Source organism: Rhodococcus pseudokoreensis, from assembly GCF_017068395.1.
GTDB classification, from domain to species: Bacteria; Actinomycetota; Actinomycetes; order Mycobacteriales; family Mycobacteriaceae; genus Rhodococcus_F; species Rhodococcus_F pseudokoreensis.
Window position 1 is genome coordinate 2,843,912 of the sequence record NZ_CP070619.1, and the last position, 22,927, is coordinate 2,866,838.

A 22,927-nucleotide genomic window follows, 5' to 3' on the forward strand; every position below is an offset into this window, starting at 1 on the left:
TCCGATCGAGTCGGACAGTGATTCCACTTCGCGAAATGCTCACGGCCGTCACGGTTCTGGTACGAGCACCTCTCCGCTGTGCGCGGGGACCTCGGTGCCGAAGTACGCTGCCTCCGCGATCCGACTGAATCCCGGTGTGCCGCTGTTGCCGCGCGCCACGACCTCACCTTGACGGAGAACAACGACCTCACTGCAGGATTCGAGCGCCCGGGCGAGGGACTGGTCGAGCAGGATGGTCGTGATGCCCCGGCGTGCCAGACCATTGACCTGCGAATAGACCTCGTCGACCATCGCCGGGGACAGACCCAGCGCGGGTTCGTCGAGGATCAGAACTTCGGGATCGGCCATCAGTGCCCGGGCGATGGCGACAAGCTGTTGTTCGCCGCCCGACAGTGAGCCTGCCGGGATGTTCATGCGGGTGCGGACACGTTCGGGGAGCCCGTGCTGCAACTCTTCGAGCCGAGTACGCAACCGGCGGCCGGAGATTCCTGCGGCATACGCCGCGACCTCCAGGTTCTCGCGCACCGACAGGGTGCGGAACAAGGCACGCCCCTCGGGAACCAGACTGAGCCGCAGCGCATCTGTGCCGTTGACTGTCCGGGTGCCGCCGGTCGAGTGTAGATCGCCGTGCAGGATTCGCCCCAGAGTGCTCTTGCCGGCGCCGTTCGCGCCCACTATGCCGAGGATTCCGCCCGCATGGACGTCGAGGTCGATGCCGGACAGTGCGCGAACACCCGCGTAGTGGTGCTCGATCCCCCGCACGGAGATCAATGGAGTCGCCGTTCGGTCGATGTCGGGTGCGATCAGTGTGGTGTCGATGTTTCCGAGGTAGGAGTCGCGGACCTGTCGGTTCTGCAGAACGGTGTCCGGGGTTCCGTCGGCGATCAACTCACCGAAGTCGAACGCCACCACCCGATCCGCGACGGCGAACAGGTCGTCGAGGACGTGGTCGATGATGACCACGGAGGTGCCGGAATCCGAGAGTCGGCGGATGTGCTCTGCGAGGGTCCGACGCTCATCCGCGTCGAGGCCACCGAACGGTTCGTCGAGAACCATCAATCGCGGGTTGCCGGCCAGCGCCGCGATCGCACGGGCCAGATCGACCCGCTTCTGCAGCCCGAACGGCAGTTCTCCGGGGAGTCGGTGCACGTGATCGGCCAACCCGACACTTGCGAGTACCTGCAACGCAGAGTCGCGATCGGCACGGCGCTCCCAACGGTTGACGACGCTGACATTCTCGAGAACGGTCAGTTCCGCGAAAAGTTCGGCATGCTGAAATGTCCGGCCGAGGCCGAGCGAACGTCGACGAGTCGCCCGTACGCCGTTCAGCGGCCGGCCACCGAGTTCCATCGTCCCCACGAGTTCACCGCCCCCGATCAGGCCGCACAGGGCGTTGACGAAGGTCGTCTTGCCGGCGCCGTTCGGCCCGATGATCGCGAGCACCTCACCCGCACCGACACGGAGATCGATATCGTGCACGGCCTGAAGACCACCGAATCGAACGCCGAGCCCCTCCGTCGTCAGCATCGCCGCGCCGGCGGTATCCGCCCGCACGTTCGCGTCCGATCCTGAAGCGTCCCCGAGGTCTGGTCCCGATATCGACAGCGCCGGGCGGCCGAGGGCCCGGGTGACCGGGACGAATCGGCGCAACAGCTTCCCGGCCGTCGGGACGATTCCATCGGCGAGAAACAGCAGGGTGAGGATCAGGACACCCCCGATCAGGTAGGGCTGGTCGATCGACAGCGACGACGCAAGCGTCGGTGCGGATGCGAGGAACGCGCCGCCGAGAACGGCGCCGATCACACTGCCGGTCCCGCCGAGGACGGTCGCGGCAATCAGGTTGACCGCGAAGACCATCGAGAAGCCCTCCGGGCTGATGAAGCCCGACAGCAAGGCGAGCAGCACACCCGACAGGCCCGCGACACCCGCACTGATCGCGAAGCCGAGGCTCGACTGCAGTTCGGGAGCGATACCGATCGATCTGCCCGCCAGGGGGTGCGTCTTGGCGGCGACCATGCGCATACGGATGGTCGTGCGGCGCAGGAACACCGACACCGCGATCGCGAGACCGAGAATTCCGACGGCGAGGTAGGTGACTTCGTCGGACGACGGAACGAGGTCGCCGAACGCGGTCTCGAACGTCTCGACCGGCACTCCCTGATCGCCACCGGTGACGCTCTTCCACGCACCGATGATCTCGAGGGTCACCAAGGTGAACGCCAACGTCAGAAGTGCGACGTACAGCACGGAGAAGCGGGAGCCGGCGAAACCGAGGAAGCCTCCGAGTAGCGCGCACAAGACAACGGCGACAACGGATGTGAAGGCAAGTCCCCAACCGTTACTGCTGCCGTAGGCCGTTGCATAGGCGCCGATCGCAACCATTGCGGGATGCCCGATCGACCAGATACCCGTCCACCCGGCGAGCAGCGAGATGGACAGGACGATCAGTCCGTACACCGCCGCAAGTCCGACCGTGTACATCTGGTAGCCCGGCACGAGCCCGGACGAGAGCACCACCAGCGTGAGGAGCGCGGCAGCCGGGCCGCCGAGAAGCTGACCGCCGCGGTACAGCCGCTGGGCAGTGCGTCCGGCGGGCCGGGCCGAGATGTCTTGTGTGACCATGGATATCAGACCCTCTCGAAGGTTTGGCGGCCGAAGATGCCCTGGGGACGGATGAGCAGCACGAGCACCGCCACGCAGAAGACGAACGTGTCGCGGAAGCTGGCGGAGATATAGGCGGCAGCGAGATTGTCCAGTACACCGATGATGAGTCCACCGATGACGGCGCCGTACATGCTGGTGAGACCACCAAGCAGGATGCCCGCGAAAGCACGGAACAACACGGGGGCGAGGATCACCGGCGAGACCCCGGTTTTCGGGGCGTACAGGAAGACTCCCAGCACCGCCAGCGCCATGCCGAGGGCCCAGGCGGTCCGCGCGACCTTGTGCGCGTTGATGCCCATGATCTCGGCGGTCTCGGCGGATTCGGCGACCGCGCGCATCGCCGATCCGAGCGGCGTACGCGTGAAGAGATACGCAATGGCCGACACGGCGAGCGCGGCGAGGACGATCGTGGCGACGTCCTGCAGCATCAGGTTCGAGTTGCCGATCGAGATCGTGCCGTCGATGAGCTGCGGGAATCGTCGCGGCTGCTCTCCCCAGTACCGGCCGATCAGATGCTCGACGATGATCGACAACCCCATCGTGACGACGAGCGCGGCGAAGAGCTTCCCCTGCCCCAGTGGACGGATCAGTGCTTCCCGCACCACGACTCCGCTGAGGGTTCCGAAGGCGACCGCGACGACCAGTGCGACGACGATGCCCGCGCCGGCTCCGTAGGCACTGAGGGCAACATAGATGGCGAGAGTGGACAGCGATGCCATTGCGAAATTCATGACGTCGGTCGATCGGAAGATGATGACCAATCCGAGTCCGATGAGACCGTACACGGCACCGTTGGCGATGCCGGTGGTCAAGGTGATGAACAACTGATCCACGATGCCTCCGAGGGCGGCCGGTTCAAATTGAGTTGACTTCAGTTCAGTAAGCTACACCCCCCGTGAGTACTTGTTAACCGCCGGCGGTTGATAAGTACTCACGGGCGACAGCATGGCCTTCGGCGATTGCGTGTGCGACCTTGCGCGGGACGAGCGCGTCGCCGATGACGTGGACCCGCGGGTTGTCGGGCGCGACGAGCGACCAGTCGAGCGAGCGCCGCTCGCCGGCGACGACGACGCGGTCGGCGTCGAGACGGGTCCGCACCCCGGACAGGGTGTTCTCGAACTCGACCGAGCCGTCGGAGACCCCGACGATCGACGACAGCACGCGCACGTCGACCGGTGTGCCCGACAGCCGGCGCAGATACTGCACGCGACCTTCCGCGGGGAGGCCCGATGCGAAGGCGGCGGCCGGCGTCAGGACCGTCACGAGGCCCGCGCCGGCGGCGAGTGCGGCTTCGACCGAACTCGCCGCGGGCCAGAGCCCGAATCCGTCGTCGACCACCACGACGTGGCCGGCGCCGCGCAGCGGTTCCTCACCCCCGACCAGTGCCTGCGACGTGAGCAGCGATCTCGTTCCTGCCGCTTCGCGGGGCAGCGTCTCCTCGGCCCCGACGGCCAGGACCACGTCGTCGAAGCCCTCCAATTCGGCGGCACTCACCCGGTGGCCCAGCCGCATCGTCACCGCCGACAGGTTGTCCGAGTAGTAGTCGAGGAGGCGACGCCACCCGCCGCGGTTCGGTGCGTCCGCGGCAATCGCGAGCTGGCCCCCGATCCGGGCGCGGCCCTCGAAGAGGGTGACGTCGTGGTCGGGTCCGAGCCGCATCGCGCACTCGAGCCCGGCCGGGCCCGCACCGACCACGGCGATCCGACGTCGGTCCGTGGACCGGCGCGTCGGGCCCAGGGTCAGCGGATACGCCGGGCGCGCGGATCGGCCCGGCGGAGCGAGGTCGGGATTGACCGAGCAGAGCAGGACCGGGTCGAACGCCCGGCAGTCCTCGTTGCAGGACACACACGGGCGGATCGAGGATTCCCGGCCGGTCAGCAACTTCCGCGGGAAGTGCGGGTCCGCGATCAGCGGTCGTGCCACGCCGACGAGGTCGGCACCCGACTGCAGGGCGGTGTCGATGGATGCACCGGTGCGGAAGGACTGCGACACGAGCAGCGGTGTCGAAGTGGCCGCGCGCAGCCGTCCGACCGCGTCGAGCAGCGGCGGGTCGGTGACGGCCATGTCCCGGACGTAGGTGGTGCGGACGCCGACGGTGACGTTGACGTAGTCGAAGCCGGAGAGGCGCGGAAGGAGCTCACACAATCCGTCCATGCCGAGGCCGGCCTCTTCGCCTCCTTCGGCGGAGACGCGCACGCCGAGGACGACACCGGGACACGCGTCGCGGATCGCGGCCGCGATGCGGTCGAGGATCCGCACCCGCTGAGAGACCGTCGCGGCGCCCGGGCCGAAGTTGGTGACCGGTGAGAGGAACTGCGCCAGCAGATATCCGTGAGCTGCATGCAGTTCGACGACGGGGAATCCGGCGGACCACGCGTGCACAGCGGAGGTGCGGAAGGCATCGACGATCCCCTCCACTTCCGCGGACGAGAGTGCGCGGGGACGCGTCGGTTCTCGGGGCGAACGGACGACGGTCGGTGCCACGGGATGGCTCCACAATTCGGCGCCGAGCGTCTCGCGACCGAGGTGCACCAGTTGGCACGCCGCGACGGCTCCCTCCTCCGTGATCGCCCGGGCCCGGGCCTCGAGGCCTGCGACGACGTCCGGACGCCAGGCCTCGGTGATGTTGCCGTTGCGGTTGGCCGAGCTCGGTGACACCACGGTGCCGCCGACGATCAGCATCGCCGCGCCACCCGCTGCCCGGCGGCGCCAGTAGTCTGCGTCGCCGGGCGAGGGGACACCGCCGGCGACGGCGCCCGACGCGTGCGCCGTCCCGACGAGACGGTTGGCCAACGTGACCGGGCCGAGCTGCAGCGGCCGGGCCGCAAGCGGAGGCGTCATGAATGCTCCTAACTGAACTGGATTCACTTCACGCTAGCAGGTGATTGACATCACACGGCAACTTCTTTAGATTCAAACTGATATCAGTTCAATTTGAGGGGAATCATGTCGTTCGTTCTCATCCACGGCGCAGGAATGGGCGCCTCCTGCTGGGACCCGCTCCTACCGTTGCTCGAAGGCGACACTCTCGCAGTCGATCTCCCTGGACGGGGTACACGCCGGTCCGCCGACCCGCGGTCCGTCACCCTCGCCGACTGCACCGCGGCCGTCGTCGAGGATGTGGAGGCGGCGAACCTGGAGGACATCGTTCTGGTCGCTCATTCATTCGCCGGAGTGACGGCCACGCCGGCCATACCGGCGCTCGCGGGCCGACTACGGCACGTCGTCTTCCTCTCCGCCGTCGTCCCGGCCGATGGCACGCGAGTGCTCGACCAGATCGACCCGGACGTCCGCGCCGCAGTGGAAGAGTCGATACAGGGCGGTGTGTATCGCCAGGATCCCGTGGGCGCCACAGCGATGCTGTGCAACGACATGGACGCCGAGCAGACCGGCTGGATGATCGACCAACTGGTCGACGACTCCGCCGCGTTACTCACCGAGTCCGTCGATCTGTCCGGCCTCCGGGCCGACATACCCCGCACATACGTACGTTTGACGAAGGACGCCTGCTATCCGCCCGAACTGCAGGAGCGATCGGCCGCCGTCGTCGGCGGCGATACCGTCTTTCTCGAATCCGGCCACATGGCCATGGTGACGATTCCCGATCAGGTCGCCGCGCTGCTTCACAGCCTCTCGTCGTAGGCCGTCGGCGCGCCTATCCCCTCGCTCCGCAAACGAATACACGGGTTCGCATCCGGCGAACCGATTCCGGAAGGACTTTCATGCCATGAGAAGTGTGCCGATAAAGCTGATGGCGGTCGCGGTGGTCGCCGCGTTCGCTTCCGCCGCCTGCGGATCCGGCGGGTCCGGTGTCAGTCAACCCGTGTCGGGCACGTGGGACGACGTCGTCGCAGCAGCCAAGAGTGAAGGCAGCGTGCTGCTGTACTCGAGCCAGAACCCCGCCAATCTCGAGGCGCTCAAAGTGGCGTTCGAGCAGGAGTATCCCGAGATCTCCCTCGAATACGTCCGGGGAACGGATGCCGACATCAACCCGAAGGTCGAGGTCGAGAATCAGACGAAACGCGGCACGGCCGACGTCCACATGCTCACCGACTCCGCCTGGATCGAGACGGCCGCGGAGTCGGGCACGTACTCGACCGACCTCATCGGCCCGGCGTTCGACGCGCCGGAATACGAGCCCGAGAAGAGCATCATCTCCGACAAGTTCTTCCTGACCAGCGCGGCGGTGTTCTCCCTCGGATGGAACACGACAGCGCTGCCCGGCGGTCTGCAGAAGCCGGAAGACCTCCTCGACCCGGCGTTGAAGGGCAAGATCGGCATCGTCAACCCGTCGGGTATCGCCGCCTACGTCGACTTCTACCGATTCTTCGAAAAGAACTTCGGCCCCGACTATCTCCAGAAGCTCGCCGAACTGAAACCGCGCATCTACCCGAGCGCGCTGGGTGTCGCCCAGGCTTTGACCTCCGGCGAGATCGTCGCCACCCCGGTGGTGCAACCCCTGGTGCGGGAGAAGGAATCGGGTGCACCGGTCGACTGGGCACTGCCCACGCCGCCGTGGGGAACACCCTGGTTCACGCATGCTCTGTCCGCGGCGCCGCACCCTAACGCGGCTCAGGTGCTGGCGAATTTCATGGTCACGCCTGCCGGTCAGAAGGCGCTGTCGCTCGGCTACGCGAGCGCCCTCCCCGGCATCGAGGGAAGCGTCGCGCGGGCCCAGGACATCGCAATGCCCAACCCTTCCGATCTGACGCCCGAATCGCTCACCGAATACCAGGCCGACTGGGAAAAGAGATTCATCCAGTGACGTCACACGACGCGCGACTGCGTGACACCTGCGCTCTCGTCACCGGTGCGGCACGCGGGATCGGCGCCGCGACAGCGGAACTCTTCCATGCCCACGGGGCGACGGTGTACCTGTGCGACGTCGACGACGACCTCGGCAACAGCGTCGCGGCGAAACTTGGTGAGAGAGCCCACTATCTGCACCTGGACGTGACCGACGAAGCCGACTGGTCCCGCGTGACCGCCGAGATGGCGGACCGCGGCCACCCGCTGCGTATTCTCGTCAACTCGGCCGGCGCCGCGTCCAAGGCGTCGATCATGGACACCTCACTCGCCGAGTTGCGACGCATGATCGACCTCAACCTGGTGGGCACGTTCCTCGGACTGCAGGCCGCGGGCGCCGCGATGACCGCGGGCGGGTCGGTGGTCAACCTGTCCTCGCTGCGCGGCGTCCTCGCGACCGCCGAACTCGGTGCGTACGGCGCGTCGAAGTTCGGCGTTCGCGCCCTGACCCGCGTTGCGGCGCTGGAGTTCGCCGAGAGGAACATCCGGGTCAACGCGGTGTGCCCGGGCAGTATCGACACGGCCATCACGGCGGGCGCCGACTTCGCCGACGACGACATGGATGCGTATGTGAAAAGCATTCCGATGCAACGCCGGGGTCTGCCGCTCGAGGTGGCCAAGGCCATCCTGTTCCTCGCCGGCGACGAGAGCAGTTACGTCACCGGCACCGATCTCATGATCGACGGTGGAACCTCGGCGGGCGCCAGGACTCCCAAGCTCTCGTCGTCGTGACAGACCGGCCGGGCAACTCCTTGCCCGCCGGTCCTACCACCGCTACGCTGAAATGAACTGAGTTCAGTTTATCTCCAGCTCGACGCTCCGGACCAGGAGCGCGGGCGGACGCCCTCCAAGACAAACCACTCGCAACCAGGCAGGTGCCAGGTGACATCGCAATTCAGGGTTTCCAACCTGACCAAGACCTTCGGGTCCAACACCATCGTCGACCAACTCGATCTCGACATCGAGGACGGCGAATTCCTCGTCCTGCTCGGCCCGAGCGGCTGCGGGAAGACGACCACGCTCCGCTGCATCGCCGGCCTCGAGACGCCCGAGGGCGGGTCGATCGCGTTCAAGGACCACACCGTCTTCGACGCATCGGCCCGGATCAACGTTCCCGCCTACAAGCGCAACATCGGCATGGTCTTCCAGTCCTACGCGCTGTGGCCGAACATGACGGTGCGGGAGAACATCCGCTACCCGTTGAAGGTCCGCCGGATGAAGAGCGCCATGGCCTCCGGTCAGGTCGAGACCGCAGCGGGAATGGTGGACTGCGGGGCTCTGCTCGACCGGTACCCCTCCCAGCTCAGCGGTGGGCAGCAACAGCGGGTGGCGGTGGCGCGCGGGTTGGTCGCCCAACCCGACCTGGTGCTGTTCGACGAACCCCTGAGCAATCTCGATGCGCGACTGCGTGATCAGGTGCGGTCCCAGATCCATCAGCTCCACCAACGTCTCGGCTTCACAGCCGTATTCGTCACCCACGATCAGGCCGAGGCGTTCGCGCTCGGCGACCGGCTCGCCATCATGAAGGCGGGCAAGATCGAGCAGTACGACACCCCGGAACGGGTCTACGAGGCCCCGTCCTCCGACTATGTTGCCGCGTTCATCGGCATGGCGAACCGACTCGAACTCGTTCGGCGGCACGAGGGCTGGACGACGCGCGCCGGCACCCCGGTAGACCTCGATGCGGCCCTCATCCAGGGCGGGCACCTCGCCGGCGACGCGGCGTTGGGAAGAATGCGCCCCGACGACCTCGCCCTGCACCGCTCGCTCGACGAGGTCGCCCCCGGCGACGTCGGCCTGACCGGTGAACTCGTCACCTCGGAGTACGGCGGCCGCTATTTCGACGTGACGGTCGACGCCGGCGGTGAGCGGTTGTACCTGCGCGCGGATGCGGCACGGCACGGGTCCTGGTTGCGCGGCGCCGCCACGGGATCTGCTCTGGTGGTCAGCTTCTCCCCCAGCGCACTACGCGTGTTCCCGCACCCCGACGGGCACGTCGATCTGCAGGCCCCCGAGCTCGCCCGGGCCGCAGCCCGATCGGAGGCATGATGGCTACCGTCGCCGTGAGCCGCGGCGCGCGGCCGCTCGTCGTCAGCGCGGTGTGGCGCACCCGGCTCGGGTACGGTGCGCTGCTGGCGTTTCTCGCGTACCTCGTCGTGCTCCCGCTGTTCCGGCTGCAGTCGCTGGCGTTCGAAGACGGCGCTCGCGGATACCAGGCCCAATACGGGCGGTACGACATCGGGCAGACCATCCGGACGACCATCGCCCTCGCCGTCACGTCGCTCGCCATCGCCATGGTGCTGGGAACGGTGCTCGCGTTCGCGGCCACCAGACTGCCCCGCCGGCTGAGCTTTCTCCGGATCGTCCCGATCCTGCCCATCGTGATGCCCGCGGTCGCGAACGTGGTGGGGTGGGCATTCCTCCTGTCTCCGGGACCGGGGTACCTGAACGCACTCCTGCGCACGCTTCCCTGGTGGAACACCCTGGATTCCGGACCGGTCGACGTCTACAGCACCCCCTGGATCATCATTCTCACCGGTTTCGGACTCACGTCCTTCGTGTATCTGTTCGTCAGCGCGGGAATGCAGAACATCAGTTCCGAGCACCTCGAGGCCGCGCAGATCAGCGGTTCGTCGACGCTCGGGGTGTTCTTTCGCGTCGTGCTCCCCCTGCTGCGTCCGTCCCTGGTGTACGGCGGCGGAATCGCGCTGCTTCTCGGACTGGGCCAGTTCACCGGGCCCCTCCTGCTCGGGCAGAATGCGGGCGTGAAGGTGCTCACCACCGAAATGTACCGCCGCGTGTCGGAGTCGCCGGCAGACTTCGCGGCCGCGGCGGCGGCGGGTTCACCGCTCGTCATCTTCGGCATCGTCGTCGTGCTCGCGCAGAAGATGCTTCTCGGCAATCAGAAGCGCTTCGTCACCCACGGCGGAAAAGCGTTCGCACCGAACACCGGTCGCTCGGTCTGGGCCGCCGCCGCGATCTCCGTGTACGCGATTCTCGCACTCGTCGTTCCGCTGATCGGGCTCGCCATCGTGGCGGTGTCTCCGTACTGGTCGGAATCGCTGTCCTGGAATCTGTTCACGCTCGACAACTTCCGGGCACTGTTCCAGACGGCGAGCATCGTCGACTCGGTGTTCACCAGTCTTCTCACCTCCGTCGTGGCAGTGGCGATCTGCGTGCCGATCGGCTACCTCACCGCGACGTTGCTCGTGCGAGGCCGCAAGCACCGGGTCCTGGGGACCATCGGTGACGTCATCACGGCTCTCCCCCTGGGCATTCCGGCGGTGATCTTCGGCGTCGGGTTCCTGCTGACCTACACGCAGCCTCCGCTGATCCTCTACGGCACCAAAGCGGTCATCATCCTGGTGTACGTCGTGCTCATGGTGCCGTTCTCCACCCGGATGCAGATGACGGCGATGCTGTCGCTCGGGGAGACGTACGCCGAGGCGTCGGCGACCAGTGGCGCGAGCCCGTTCGTCACCAATGTCCGGGTGATCCTGCCGCTGATGCGACCGACCGTGCTCAGTGCCGTCGCCCTGATGTTCATCCTGCTGACCCACGAGTTCGCCGCCTCCCTGCTCGTCCGAGCCGCCACGACACAGGTGATGGGCACGCTGCTGTTCGACCTGTGGGAGAACGGCTCCTACCCGCTCGTGGCGGCGATGGCGCTGCTCATGACGGCCGTGACCAGCATCGGCGTCGTGTTCGCGATGCTCGTCGGTGGCCGGAACGTGTTGAGCAACCTGTGATATCGGTATGTCCCGCCCGATCCGAACGAACGACGAGGAGTACAGATGAGTGTCGGCCCTGACCGGCTTCGCGACAAGGTCGTCCTGCTGACGGGTGCGACCGGTGGAATCGGCGTCGAGATAGTCCGCAGGCTCGCCGACGAAGGCGCCCACGTCGTCGTCACCGATCTCGACGAATCCGCCTGCCACGACCTGCTCCGCACTCTCGCCCGGCCCGAGCGACATGCCGCGCACGCCCTGGACGTCTCTTCCGAGGAACAGTGGGAGGCGGTCGTCGCGGCAGTCGAGGGGCAGTTCGGCGCAGTGCACGCCCTGGTCAACAACGCCGCGATCGGCAGTGTCGCAACGGCCGAGGACGAAACCCGGGCGCACTGGGATCGCGTGATCGGGATCGGCCAGACCGGTACCTGGCTGGGCATGAAACATTCCGGTCCCCTGATCGAGCGCAGCGGCGGCGGTTCCATCGTGAACATGTGCTCGATTCTGGGAACCGTCGGCGGCCTGGGCAACAGTGTCGCCTACGCGGCCGCCAAGGGTGCCGTCCGCACGATGACGAAGAACGCCGCCCTGCACTGGGCGAAGGCGGGCGTGCGGGTCAACTCGCTGCACCCGGGATTCATCGCGACGCCACCGTTGCTCGAACGCTGGGAGGGCACCGAGCGTCACCGCGAGATGCTGGCAGGCACGCCGATGGGCAGGCTCGGGCGCGGTGAGGAGATCGCGGCCGCGGTCGCCTTCCTCGCCGGCGACGACTCCACCTTCGTCACCGGATCGGAGATCTACGCCGACGGTGGGTGGACCGCGGCCTGAACCCCAGACGAACATGGCCTCCGCGCGATGCGGAGGCCATGTTCGTTGTGGGGCTAGGTTTGCTGCGTGGCTGGGTTTTCTGGGTGGCTAGGTCGTCACCGCAGACGGCACAGCGTCTTTCCCACGGTGCGGCCGCGCAGCATCGCGACGATGGCATCCGGCGCCGACTCGAGACCGTCGAACACGGTCTCCTCGGCAACGAGCCGCCCGTCGCGGAGATAGCTCCCGACCTCGGCTCGCATGTCCCCGAGCAGGTGGTCGTAGGCACCGGCCCGGAAACCCTTCACGGTGAGGCTCTTTGCCACGATCTGAAAGAGGTTGTCCGGACCTGCGGCCGCCGCCTCTGCGTCATAGGAGGCGACCGCGCCGGCCATGGCCACTCGGCCTCCCGGCCGGAGGCGTTGCAGGGCGGCCCCGAGATGCGCTCCGCCCACGTTGTCGAAATACAGATCGATGCCGTCGGCTGCCGCGCTGTCGAGGGCCAGCGTCAGGTCCGGCGTGTGGTAGTCGAACGCGGCATCGAGATTCAGTTCCTCCCTCAGGAACCGGACCTTCTCGGCGGATCCCGTGCTGCCGACCACGTAGTGACCTCGGAGCTTGGCGATCTGCGCGGCGAGGCTGCCGACCGCGCCGGCCGCCGACGAGATCCACACGACGTCTCCGCCTGCGAGTTCGCCGATGCAGTGCAATCCCACATATGCGGTGAGTCCGGCGCTGCCCAGCGCTCCGAGATACGCCTGCGGCGGGTGCTCGCCGGTGTCGAGTCGCGTCACACCACCGGCACCGGCGAGGGTGTCACCGTCCTGCCGGATCACGGCGAACTCACGAAAACCGTTGATGTGCAGCACCGTGTCGCCCGGCTCGAAGCCGGGGGCACGGGACCGGACCACCTCCCCGATGGCCAACCCGGTCAGGGTCGCCCCGATACGGAACGGCGGGAGGTAGCCGGCGGGGCCGGTGGGTCCGAGTCGCATCCTGACGGACGGGTCGATCGACGACCACGAGTTGCGCACGAGAATGTCACCGGGCCCGAGTTCTTCGGGAACCGTCACCACGTCGATGTGAAAGTCCGACGGTACAACCCTCCCCCGGGGATGGCGCGCCAGTGTGAGCTCACGACTCTGCACAGGAATCCTTTCGACTCGGACCACGGAGAAAACGTCGACTCAGACGACGGCGAAGACGTCGTGGCCGTCTCGTTGTCGGACGGTGAGCCGGCCGCGGTCGACCAGGGTGTCGAGGTGCGCGAGGGTCTCACAGGTGGCGATCATTTGATTGAACGGGTCGAGCGTGGTGAACGGCCTTTCGCGACGAGTCCACGTGACCACGTGCGCCACGGCGGTCGCGGTCCCCTGCCCGAGCGAGATCAGCGCGTTGCGCATCACATCGAATCGCTGGTCGTGGTGCGTGAGAAGCTCTTCTACTCGACGGTGCACGCTCGGTGTCGGATCTCCGTGCGCCGGCAGGAGTTGCGAATCGGGGCGGTCGAGCATTCGGGACAGCGAGTCGAGGTAGCGCCCCAGCGGCAGGTCCCACTCGCCCAGCTCGAAGCCGATCGACGGCGTGATCGTGGGCAGGACGTGGTCCCCGCTGAACAGCAGCCCCTGGCGCACGTCGTGAAACACCATGTGTCCCTTGGTGTGGCCCGGGGTGTGCACGACGTCGAGCGTGTGCCGGCCGATGCGGAGCGGACCCGCGGCGAGCCAGTGGTCGGGTTCTTCCCAGTCCGAGGGGTGGAACGGTTCCGCGGCGGTCAGCGCCTCGACGGTGTCCGCCAGGACGGGGGCTCCCGCGCGCCGGAGTTCGTGCAGCGAATCCGTCGGAACGTTGCTGCCGAGGGCACCGACCGCCGCCAGACCGTCCGACTCCGCGACTCCGAGGTGGACGCGTGCACCGTGACGGCGGCGGAGTTCGACGGCGAACGTGTAGTGGTCGCGGTGCACGTGCGTGACGTAGATGTCGTGAATCTGCTCGGTGCTGTGGCCGATCCGGAGCAGTGCCCGCTCCATCTCCTCGAACGTCGTGTCGACTCGCCACCCACCGTCGACGAGGGCCAGGCCGTCCGGGGTCTCGAGGGCGTAGACGTTCACGGCCCCGAGACCGTCGCCGGGCATCTGGAGGGGGACTCGATGCACACCGGGCGCCACTTCGTAGCAGCCCGGTTCCATCCACCCCGCGCTCATGATGTCGCGCTGTCCACTTCGACCATCGTCTTCTCCTCGCCCATGACGAGGATGCGCTTTCCGCGCATCTTGCCCACGTTGTCCACTGCGGCTTGCCATTCCGGGCTGGCGAGCGCGGCGTCGAGGTCCTCGCGGGAGTCGAAGCTCAGGATCGACACGCCGTCCCATTCCCGGGACCTGTCGTCCATCGCGTCCAGCACTTCGGTGTGCTGCCAGCGCCGCAGGCCGGGAAGCGGATAGGTCACGTCGGCGTGCTCCCCGCGCCACCACTGGATGAACTGCTCGTGGCTCCAGTCGTGCGGACGGGAGGCCAGGACGATCAGGTTGTACATCATCACTCCATTACTGACATGAATTAGGTTCAATTATTGAGGGTGTGCGGAAGCCACTCCACGACCGCCACGGATTACGCGCGGACGATACGCAGAGTGGCGTCGCGAACGTGCCGGTTGAGTTGGTCGAGTGTCATGTCGCCGTCGGGCCGGTACCAGCGCCACACGCTGACGACGAGTCCGAGGACGAGTCGGGCCATCAAACGCGCATCGGCGTCGGCGAAGGCCCCGGCGCCCATCCCCTTCGCGATGAGCAGAGACCACGCCTCTTCGATCGAATTCACCAGCGCCCGTGACGTCTGGCGCTCGGCTTCTTCCTTCTCGGACTGACGGGGTGTGGCCAGCAGATCCATGTGGCTCTGGAGGATCCGGCGCTGCAGGGCGTCGCGGGGGGTCGCTTCCAGGGCGCTGGTGATGGCGGCACTCAACGCCTCGACCGGGTCGTCGATGCCCTCGATCGCGGTGGTGAATCGCTCGAGCGACTGCGCCAGTTCGAGACGCATGATCGTCAGCAGGCAGTGCGCCTTGGATTCGAAGTAGTGGTAGAGCGCGGTCTGGCCGATACCGACCTCGTCGGCGATCGACGCCCACTTCGTGTGCTCGAAGCCCACTTCCCCGAAGCGTTCGATTGCGGCCGTGAGGATGAGCCCGCGCTTGGAACGCGGACCATCGCGGAGCGTCATGGCTTCTACGGACACGAGATACCCATCCATTCGTCGTCGGGTCGGTACCGGTAAGACTACCTGAACTGAGGTCAGGTCGGGTGGAGGTCAGGTGGTCTCTGCACCGGCGAGCAGGCGTGTTGCGAGATCCACCGCATCCGGCCGCGAGAGTTTCCCGACCCGGTTCTGCGGCAGATCGTCGATCGTGAACACGAACTCCGGCCACTTGAACTTGGGGAACTCGATGTCATCGAGGTGCGCAACCACCTCACCGAGGGTAATCGGCGCACCCGTGCTCACGACCAGGGCTGCGGCGCGTTCACCGAGCATTTCGTCCGGCACCGGTACGACGCACACCTGGGACACGGTCGGGATGCGAGCGATGGCGGCTTCGACCTCGTTGATGTCGATGTTGCGGCCCCCGCGGATGATGATCTGCTTCTGCCGCCCCATGACCCGGATGGTCCCGTCGTCCGCGATCTCGACGAGGTCGCCGGTGGGCAGGAACCCGTCCGCGGTGAGTTCGGGCGGCGCGGGAACCCCGGCTCGGGCATAGCCGACGAAGAGGGAGGGCCCGTTGACCTGAGCGTCGCCCACCCGCCCCGGGGGCAGCGGCGCGCCGTGCTCGTCGACGGCTCGGACCACCGTGCCGGGGAATGGCCTGCCGTCCCGTCCCAGGCGTACGGCCGGCTCTTCCGACGGCAGCGGGGTGGTGTGCCCGAGGCACTCGGACATCCCGAACACGCGCAGGAACGTCGTCCCGAGAATCTGTTCGGCGCGGCCGAGCGCACCGGCGTCCATCGGGCCGCCGCCGACGGTCATCGCCCGCAGGGAGGTCAGCGCGCCTGCCGCGTCGGGTGCGACGGCCAGCTGAAGCGCCATGGTCGGAACGAGCATCGTCCAGGCAACCTGGTGTTTCCTGACCACCTCGAGGGCGGCTGCAGGCTTCCAGCCGTCCATGCAGACCATGGGCGCGGCCAGCATCGTGGGGAGGTACAGCCCGAAGCAGAATGCGGCCACCGACGACAGCGGAACGAACGCGGCGACCGGGTCTCCGGGTTCGAGGCCGACCGCGTCGATCGTGCAGCGGCAGGCGTATCGGATCGCAGATTCCGACTGCACGACGCACTTGGGGTGTCCGGTCGACCCGGATGTCATCGCGATCGCGATCCCGCCGTTCCACCGGGCGACGTCGCTGACCGGTGTCCGGGACCAGCGCATCGACCAGCCGTCCAGCGCGGTCGCCTCTCCGGAGAAGTGGTCGTCCGAGGCGCCCCAGTGCGCAAGGGACCCGGGGTCGGCGATCACCGCGTCGGGTGCGATGTCGTGCAGGGCGACGGCGAACTCCGACGGCGTGGCGTGCCTGCTGAACACTGCGACGACGCCGCCGCGCAGACCGACCGCGAGTGCCGCGGTCAGCGTCCGCCAGCTGTTGTCCGCCTGGACGAGCACGGTGGGCGAACCCCCGCGAGCGGTGTCCAGCAGTGCGGCGAGCTCGGTCGCCGCCGCGGCGATGCGCGCGGCGGTGTACTCGCCCGAGGCGTCGACGACCGCGATCTCATCGGGCGAATTCTTTGCGCGAGCAACGAATTCGCGAGCCAACTCCCACATCCCGCAATCCTCCTGTTCAGCGAACACTGTCATTGTCGGTCATCGTGCGCGGTATCGCGCAGGCCTCGCCGGTCACGGCACGAGGACGGCGCGCCCGCGGATTGCTCCGCGGCGCAGCCGGTCGTACACGTCGACGGCGTCGTCCAATCGGTATGCGGTCGACTCGACGCTCAGCAGCCCTCGTTGCGCGAGGTCGACCACCGCCTCGAGGTCGGCGCGGGTTCCCCAGAACGGGGCGCTGACCTGCCAGCCGCTGGGCAGTCCGACGTCCTTGCCGACTGTGAGCCGGCCGCCGCCACTGCCCACGGTGACCAGGCGGCCGCCGGGGCCGAGTAACCGCGCAGCCGATTCCATCGTGGCCGGTGATCCCACGAAATCGAAGACCACGTCGGCGGTGCTGTGCCCGGCACCGGCATCGGCCACCTCGCACACAGCCCGGTCGGCCCCCAACCGGCGGGCGAGGTCGCGCGAATCCTCGCGGGGATCGACCGCGACGACGGTTCCGGCGCCGAGAGCGCGAAGGATCTGGACGGCAAGGTGGCCCAGTCCCCCGACACCGACCACGACGGCGACCGAGTGGCCGTCGACGAGGTCCCGGTTCGTGCGGATCGCGTGGTAGGCGGTCAGGGCCGCATCGGCGAGCGGGGCGGCACTCTCGGGAGCGAGCCCCCGGGTGCGCACCACGAACCGTTCCGAGGGAACGATCATCGCCTCGGCGAGACCGCCGTCGTGGCCGAGACCGTTGCCGATCGCCCGTAGCCTGCCGTCCGCCCGCGGACGCAGTTCGTGACAGTAGTTCTCCCGCCCTCGCCTGCAGTTGCGGCATTCCCCGCACGACCAGACGCCGTGGACCACCACGGACTCGCCGATCCACGACCGGTCGGCGTCCGGGCCCGCGCCGACCACGGTTCCGGCCACCTCGTGCCCGAGCGTGAGCGGGAGCGGGTAGTCGAACGCACCTGCGGGTGCGTCCATGACGTGCAGGTCGGATCGGCAGAGCCCGGCGGCCCGGACCTCGATCAGCAGTTCGGCGCCCCGCGGTTCGGGGACTCGGACGCGCTGGACCTGCACGGGTTCGCCCCAGCCGGTCAGGCGCACTGCTCGCATCGTTTCGACGGCCATGATCCTGTCGCCTACCTGGCTGCCCAGCCGCCGTCGACGACGAGCGTCTGCCCGGTGACGTACGAAGACGCATCCGACGCGAGGAACAGCACGGCGCCGTCCACCTCGCCTGCCCGGCCACCGCGGCCGAGCATCGTGTTGCGGCGCACCCAGTCGGCCGAGCGCTGGTTGCCGAACAGTCCGTCCGTCATTTCGGTATCGAACCATCCGGGCACGACGGCGTTGACACGGGCGCCCCGCCTACCCCACTGACCCGCCAACTCGCGGGTCAGACCGAGGATGCCCGCCTTCGACGCCGCGTAACTCGCACCGCCGATGGGCGCCGTGGACACCAGACCGATCACCGAGGAGATGTTGATGATCGAGATCCCTGCGCCCTCCGGAACGGTCGACGTGGCATACGTGGCCAGATGGAAACCCGCCGCGAGGTTGACGTCGAGAATCGACGCGAATCCGTCGGCGGTCTCGTCCTCGGCGTTCGGAGGTCCGGGCTTGCCGGCGTTGTTGACCAGGATGTCGACGTGGCCGGTTTCCTCGCGGGCGCGGTCGACGAGGCGGCGGCGGTCGGCGTCGACGGTGATGTCGCATTCGACCGGGACCACGGTGTCGACCTCCGCTGCCAGTGCCTCGAGCCGATCGACCCGGCGGGCGGCCGCGTAGACGGTGGCGCCTGCCGCCGCCAGCGTCCGCGCGAAACCCATTCCCAGTCCGGACGACGCACCCGTGACGACAGCGACGCGGCCGCTCAGCTGGAACAGCTCGGGTACCTGCATGTGGTTGGCTCCTACTCCTGTTCGTGGCACGCGCGTCAGTAGACGGCGGTGCGTCCGCCGTCGACCGGGATCACGGCGCCCGTGGTGTAGCCGGCGCGGTCCCCCGCCAGATGCACGACGAGGCCGGCGATTTCATCCGGATGCCCCAGCCGTCCGGCGGGGAGCCGGTCGGTGATCTTGCCGATGAACTCGTCGTCCCAGTCGGCTGCCATGTCGGTCGCGAATCCGCCCGGCATGATGCAGTTCACCCGCACCCGTGGCGCGTATTCCTGAGCGAACGCCATCGTCAGCGCGTTGAGGCCGTTCTTCGACGCCGCATACATCGCCTCCGGTGGGCTGGGCCGCACCGCGCCGATGCTCGAGATGTTGATGATCGAACCGCCCCCGGCCGCGCTCATCCTGGCGCCGGCCACCGCCATCAGCCGGAACGGGCCCTTGAGGTTGACTTCGATCGTCTTGTCGAACAGTGACTCGGACACCGACTCCAGTGTCGGTGACAGGGGTGCGATGCCGGCGTTGTTCACGACGACGTCCAGCTTCCCGAATCGGGTGACGATGTGTTCGACCGCAGTTTCGATCGCGTCCCACTTCCCGACGTGCAGTGCGAGCGGTTCGGCGATTCCACCGGTGTCCCGGACGATCGCACGGGCCGCGGAGACGCACGCCTCCTCCTTGCGGCTCGACACGATCACGGTCGCTCCTGCGGCGGCGAGCCCGCCGGCGATGGCGTATCCGAGCCCGCGGGTCGCCCCCGTGACGAGTGCGACCTTGCCTTTCAACTCCTGTGTCGTGTTCATGCGTACTTCTTCAGTTCGAGGCGCGCGATCGTGCGCAGGTGGACTTCGTTGGGGCCGTCGGCGATCTGCAGTGCCCGGGTGATCGCGTACAGCCGGGCGAGGATCGTGTCGTCACTCACCCCCGCGGCGCCGTGCGCCTGGACGGCGTGGTCGACCACGCGATGCGCAACCTCCATCGCGGCCACCTTGATCGCCGCGACCTCCGAGCGGGCCGCGGCGTTGCCGCGGGTGTCCATCAGCCACGACGACTGAAGGACCAGCAGCCGGATCTGGTCGATCTCCATCCGGCTCCGCGCAATCCATTCACGCACCACACCGCGATCGGCGAGAGGTCCGCCGAAAGCGGTGCGCTGCAGGACTCGCCGGCACATCAGGTCGAGGGCGCGTTCGGCCATGCCGATCGCGCGCATCGCGTAGTGCATGCGTCCCGGCCCGAGCCGGCCCTGCGCGATCGCGAACCCGTCGCCCTCGGCTCCGAGCATGTGGTCGGCCGGCACCCGCACGTCCGTGAACTGGACCTCGCCGTGGCCGAGCCGGTCCCGGTAGCCGAACATGGGCAGATCGCGGAGCACCTCGATGCCGGGAGCATCCGCGGGCACCAGGATCATGCTCTGCTGCCGGTACGTCGGGGCGTCGGGATCGGACTTGCCCATGAAGATGACGAGTTTGCAGTCGGGATCGAGAATGCCCGAGGTGTACCACTTCCGGCCGTTCAGGACGTACTCGTCGCCGTCGCGGCGGATGGTCGAGGTGATGTTCGTGGCGTCCGAACTCGCCACCTCCGGTTCCGTCATCGCGAACGCCGACCTGATCGTGCAGTCGAGGAGCGGCGCGAGCCAGCGGGACTGCTGCTGCGGGGTGCCGTACATCGCGAGGATTTCCATGTTGCCGGTGTCGGGTGCCGAGCAGTTGATCGCCTCGTTGCCGATCACCGACCGTCCGACCATCTCGGCAAGAGGCGCGTATTCGAGGTTGGTGAGCCCCGCGCCCCATTCGCCGTGCGTCATGAAGAGGTTCCACAGTCCGAGTTCCCGGGCCTTCGCCTGCAGGTCCAGCATGACCTTCGGCTGTTCGTGCGGGTTGTCGTTCGACCTGATCTGCTCGTCGTACACGGCCTCGGCCGGATAGACGTGCTCCTCCATGAAGGTTCGCAGTTGCTCGAGCAGTCGCTCGGTGCGTGCGGAGTATCCGAAGTCCACGTGTCGTCCTTTCTGTTCCTGTCAGCGCCTCGAGCGGTGCGCGAAAGAGTGGTCAGGCAAGTAGTGCGGTGCCGCTGCGAATGAGCTGGGAGATGGTGTCGGGCAGCCGTTCCTGGTCGGGGTCGTGGTGGCGGCCCTCCCGGTGCCTGCGCAGGTTGTGGCCCATGATCGCCGCCATCTTCAGACGGCCGAGTGCGTTGAACCAGTGCATGTCCGGCAGAGCCGGCTGGTCCCCGGTATAGAGGTCGATCAGTTCGTCCCCGGACGGCAGGTTCGGCACCGCGCGACCCACGCCGGGGAAGTTGGTGCCGTCGGCGAAGACGAGGAACCAGCCCAACTCGACCCGCGGATCGCCCACGCTCCAGATCTCCCAGTCGATCAATGCCGCCGGCTCCGTGCCGCGCGCAAGGATGTTGCCGAGCCGGTAGTCGCCGTGCACCAACGTGGGCGCCATCCCGTCCGGGACGTCGGCGGCGAGCAGACGCAGCAACTCCTCGCCCCCGCTCACGAGTTCGGGGGGAACGGCGTCCAGGGTGCGTTGCCACCGCACCAGTTCGGCGCCGGGCGACAACGGATCTCCGGCGGCCGGGATCGTGTCGAGGGGCACCGCGTGCAGCAGCGGGAGTACCTCGGCGGCCCGGCGCATCCGCGCGGCAGCGACGGCCGGTTCGACCGCCGGCGTGTCGAGCACCGGTTCGAGTGATTCGCCTGCGACGCACTCCATCGCGAACCACGCCGGACCGTCTTCGTCGACGGTGACGATTCGGGGCACGGGAACCGCTGTGGCTCCGAGCGTTTCCATGATCCTCGCCTGGCGAACCATGTCGTGCCGCCCGATGGGACGCTGCCCCTCGGGCACGGCCTTGACGACGAGGTCGCCGTCACCGGTCCGGACCTTGTAGGTCAGTCCGGAGTGCCCGCCGAGTAGCGGCTCGAGCGGGCCGACGTCGAGGCCCGGGTTCTGCTCGCGCAGGCGACGCGCCACACGGTCGTCGAGGGTGATCGTTGCACTCACGGGCGGGGCTCCCTCGGCAGGCCGAGCACGCGCTCGGCGAGAATGTTGCGCTGGATCTCGTCGGTGCCGCCCGCGATGCGGTATCCCGGTGCGCCGAGCACGTGCTCGGTCCACGCGAATGTGCCCCACTCGCCCGAGTCGGCGATCAGGTCGCGCCCCAGCAGCATTCGGACGACTTCCGAGGTGCGCGCCATGGTGTCGGTGGCGAGCAACTTACCCACCGACGCCTCCGGACCGGGATCCTTGTCGGCGACCACCGCGGCGGCCACCCGCATTCCCGTCACCCGCTGGACATAGCTGCGCGTCACCAGATCCGCGACCTTGTCGCGCTCGATCTCGGACAGTTCACGGCCCAGGTGGCGGGCGAGTTCGACGGCCTGGTCCGCGTTGGCCAGGCCGAGATTCCCGGCGTCGAGGCGCTCGGCCGCCAGCACGGTCAATGCGACCGGCCAGCCCTGCCCCACCGGCCCCAGCCGGTAGTCGTCCGACAGTTCGACGCCGTCGAGATACACCTCGTTGAAGGAACTGCCCCCGGTCATCTGGCGGATCGGCCGGACGGTGACGCCCGGGGCGTCCATCGGGACCAGGAAGACGGTGAGGCCCTTGTGTTTGGGCGCGTCGGGGTCGGTGCGGCACACCGCGACCCCGACGTCGGCGACCCGGGCCCCGGACGTCCAGACCTTGTGTCCGGTGATCGTCCACCGGCCGTCCCGCTCGACCGCTCTCGTCCGGACCGCCGCCAGGTCGGATCCGGCTTCGGTTTCCGAGAACAGCTGACAGGCGATGATGTCGGTGCGGAGCATCGCCCGCACGTACCGCTCGCACTGCTCGGGCGTTCCCCACTGGGCGATGGCCGGCGCGACCAGTTGCTGAGTGACCGAGAACATTTCGGTTCGGCGCGGAACGTCGAATGCGTTCTCCTCCCGCCGGAAGGCGAGCACGTAGGACATCGGCAGGCCGCGTCCGCCGAATTCGACCGGCCAGTTCATCGAACCCCAGCCGGCGTCGAACTTCGTCTGCTCGTACGCGCGGATGTGGTCGGTCTCTTCGCGTTCCTGCGCCGCGGTCCAGTTCTCGAAAACGGCGACCGAGTCGGGTCCCACCCCCCATTTGATCTGGGTGCGTGGTTCGGCGACCGTGCGCAGCCATGCGCGTGCGTCGTCCACGAACTGGTCCAGGCCGGGCATCGTTGCTTGATTCATCG

General features: G+C 67.7%; 20 protein-coding genes. 6 read left to right on the forward strand and 14 right to left on the reverse strand.

Going from position 1 to position 22,927, the window contains the following annotated elements:
- Window positions 1-48 precede the first annotated feature (48 nt).
- From JWS13_RS18130 to JWS13_RS18140, 3 genes are all read right to left on the reverse strand, one after another.
- Window positions 49-2,622 carry a branched-chain amino acid ABC transporter ATP-binding protein/permease gene (locus tag JWS13_RS18130; protein ID WP_206006863.1) on the reverse strand — a complete coding sequence of 858 codons (2,574 nt, stop codon included), beginning with the start codon at window positions 2,620-2,622 and terminating at the stop codon, window positions 49-51.
- A 5-nt stretch (window positions 2,623-2,627) separates the two neighbouring features.
- On the reverse strand, window positions 2,628-3,497 hold the full coding sequence (locus JWS13_RS18135; RefSeq protein ID WP_206006864.1) for a branched-chain amino acid ABC transporter permease: 870 nt from the start codon (window positions 3,495-3,497) through the stop codon (window positions 2,628-2,630).
- Window positions 3,498-3,570: 73 nt separating this feature from the next.
- Window positions 3,571-5,505 carry an oxidoreductase gene (locus tag JWS13_RS18140; protein ID WP_206006865.1) on the reverse strand — a complete coding sequence of 645 codons (1,935 nt, stop codon included), beginning with the start codon at window positions 5,503-5,505 and terminating at the stop codon, window positions 3,571-3,573.
- A 105-nt stretch (window positions 5,506-5,610) separates the two neighbouring features.
- Here JWS13_RS18140 and JWS13_RS18145 point away from each other — a divergent pair, with 105 nt between their 5' ends.
- The 6 genes from JWS13_RS18145 (at window position 5,611) to JWS13_RS18170 (ending at window position 12,029) form a co-directional block, all read left to right on the forward strand.
- Window positions 5,611-6,306, forward strand: a complete 696-nt coding sequence (locus JWS13_RS18145; protein WP_206006866.1) for an alpha/beta fold hydrolase — start codon at window positions 5,611-5,613, stop codon at window positions 6,304-6,306.
- Between the two features lie 85 nt (window positions 6,307-6,391).
- The gene (locus JWS13_RS18150; protein ID WP_206006867.1) at window positions 6,392-7,429 is read left to right on the forward strand and encodes an ABC transporter substrate-binding protein; all 1,038 of its coding nucleotides are present in this window, start codon (window positions 6,392-6,394) and stop codon (window positions 7,427-7,429) included.
- On the forward strand, window positions 7,426-8,202 hold the full coding sequence (locus JWS13_RS18155; RefSeq protein WP_206006868.1) for an SDR family NAD(P)-dependent oxidoreductase: 777 nt from the start codon (window positions 7,426-7,428) through the stop codon (window positions 8,200-8,202). The genes JWS13_RS18150 and JWS13_RS18155 overlap by 4 nt, the downstream gene beginning before the upstream one ends.
- Window positions 8,203-8,352: 150 nt before the next feature.
- Window positions 8,353-9,519 carry an ABC transporter ATP-binding protein gene (locus tag JWS13_RS18160; RefSeq protein ID WP_206006869.1) on the forward strand — a complete coding sequence of 389 codons (1,167 nt, stop codon included), beginning with the start codon at window positions 8,353-8,355 and terminating at the stop codon, window positions 9,517-9,519.
- A complete protein-coding gene (locus JWS13_RS18165) occupies window positions 9,519-11,219 on the forward strand; it encodes an ABC transporter permease (RefSeq protein ID WP_206006870.1) in 1,701 nt (566 codons plus the stop codon). Before JWS13_RS18160 ends, JWS13_RS18165 begins: the two co-directional genes overlap by 1 nt.
- A gap of 45 nt (window positions 11,220-11,264) precedes the next feature.
- Window positions 11,265-12,029 carry an SDR family NAD(P)-dependent oxidoreductase gene (locus JWS13_RS18170; protein WP_206006871.1) on the forward strand — a complete coding sequence of 255 codons (765 nt, stop codon included), beginning with the start codon at window positions 11,265-11,267 and terminating at the stop codon, window positions 12,027-12,029.
- Between the two features lie 95 nt (window positions 12,030-12,124).
- On the opposite strand, the gene JWS13_RS18175 is transcribed toward JWS13_RS18170, so the two are convergent.
- From JWS13_RS18175 to JWS13_RS18225, 11 genes are all read right to left on the reverse strand, one after another.
- Window positions 12,125-13,156: an NADP-dependent oxidoreductase gene (locus tag JWS13_RS18175; RefSeq protein WP_206006872.1), complete on the reverse strand. Its 1,032-nt coding sequence runs from the start codon at window positions 13,154-13,156 to the stop codon at window positions 12,125-12,127.
- Window positions 13,157-13,195: 39 nt separating this feature from the next.
- Window positions 13,196-14,197, reverse strand: coding sequence for an MBL fold metallo-hydrolase (locus JWS13_RS18180; protein WP_206011644.1), 1,002 nt, complete (start codon window positions 14,195-14,197; stop codon window positions 13,196-13,198).
- A gap of 11 nt (window positions 14,198-14,208) precedes the next feature.
- Entirely contained in the window at window positions 14,209-14,544 is a 336-nt protein-coding gene (locus JWS13_RS18185; RefSeq protein WP_179220216.1) for an EthD family reductase, read from the reverse strand.
- 74 nt (window positions 14,545-14,618) lie between these two features.
- Window positions 14,619-15,227: a TetR/AcrR family transcriptional regulator gene (locus JWS13_RS18190; protein ID WP_083395629.1), complete on the reverse strand. Its 609-nt coding sequence runs from the start codon at window positions 15,225-15,227 to the stop codon at window positions 14,619-14,621.
- 87 nt (window positions 15,228-15,314) lie between these two features.
- Window positions 15,315-16,817: a class I adenylate-forming enzyme family protein gene (locus JWS13_RS18195; protein WP_206011645.1), complete on the reverse strand. Its 1,503-nt coding sequence runs from the start codon at window positions 16,815-16,817 to the stop codon at window positions 15,315-15,317.
- A gap of 72 nt (window positions 16,818-16,889) precedes the next feature.
- Window positions 16,890-17,939, reverse strand: coding sequence for an NAD(P)-dependent alcohol dehydrogenase (locus JWS13_RS18200; protein WP_206006873.1), 1,050 nt, complete (start codon window positions 17,937-17,939; stop codon window positions 16,890-16,892).
- 11 nt (window positions 17,940-17,950) lie between these two features.
- On the reverse strand, window positions 17,951-18,712 hold the full coding sequence (locus JWS13_RS18205; RefSeq protein WP_206006874.1) for an SDR family NAD(P)-dependent oxidoreductase: 762 nt from the start codon (window positions 18,710-18,712) through the stop codon (window positions 17,951-17,953).
- A gap of 35 nt (window positions 18,713-18,747) precedes the next feature.
- Window positions 18,748-19,509: an SDR family NAD(P)-dependent oxidoreductase gene (locus tag JWS13_RS18210; RefSeq protein WP_206006875.1), complete on the reverse strand. Its 762-nt coding sequence runs from the start codon at window positions 19,507-19,509 to the stop codon at window positions 18,748-18,750.
- On the reverse strand, window positions 19,506-20,708 hold the full coding sequence (locus tag JWS13_RS18215) for an acyl-CoA dehydrogenase family protein (RefSeq protein WP_206006876.1): 1,203 nt from the start codon (window positions 20,706-20,708) through the stop codon (window positions 19,506-19,508). Before JWS13_RS18215 ends, JWS13_RS18210 begins: the two co-directional genes overlap by 4 nt.
- A gap of 52 nt (window positions 20,709-20,760) precedes the next feature.
- On the reverse strand, window positions 20,761-21,723 hold the full coding sequence (locus JWS13_RS18220; RefSeq protein WP_206006877.1) for a phosphotransferase family protein: 963 nt from the start codon (window positions 21,721-21,723) through the stop codon (window positions 20,761-20,763).
- Window positions 21,720-22,925: an acyl-CoA dehydrogenase family protein gene (locus JWS13_RS18225; RefSeq protein WP_225858466.1), complete on the reverse strand. Its 1,206-nt coding sequence runs from the start codon at window positions 22,923-22,925 to the stop codon at window positions 21,720-21,722. The genes JWS13_RS18220 and JWS13_RS18225 overlap by 4 nt, the downstream gene beginning before the upstream one ends.
- Window positions 22,926-22,927: the final 2 nt, after the last annotated feature.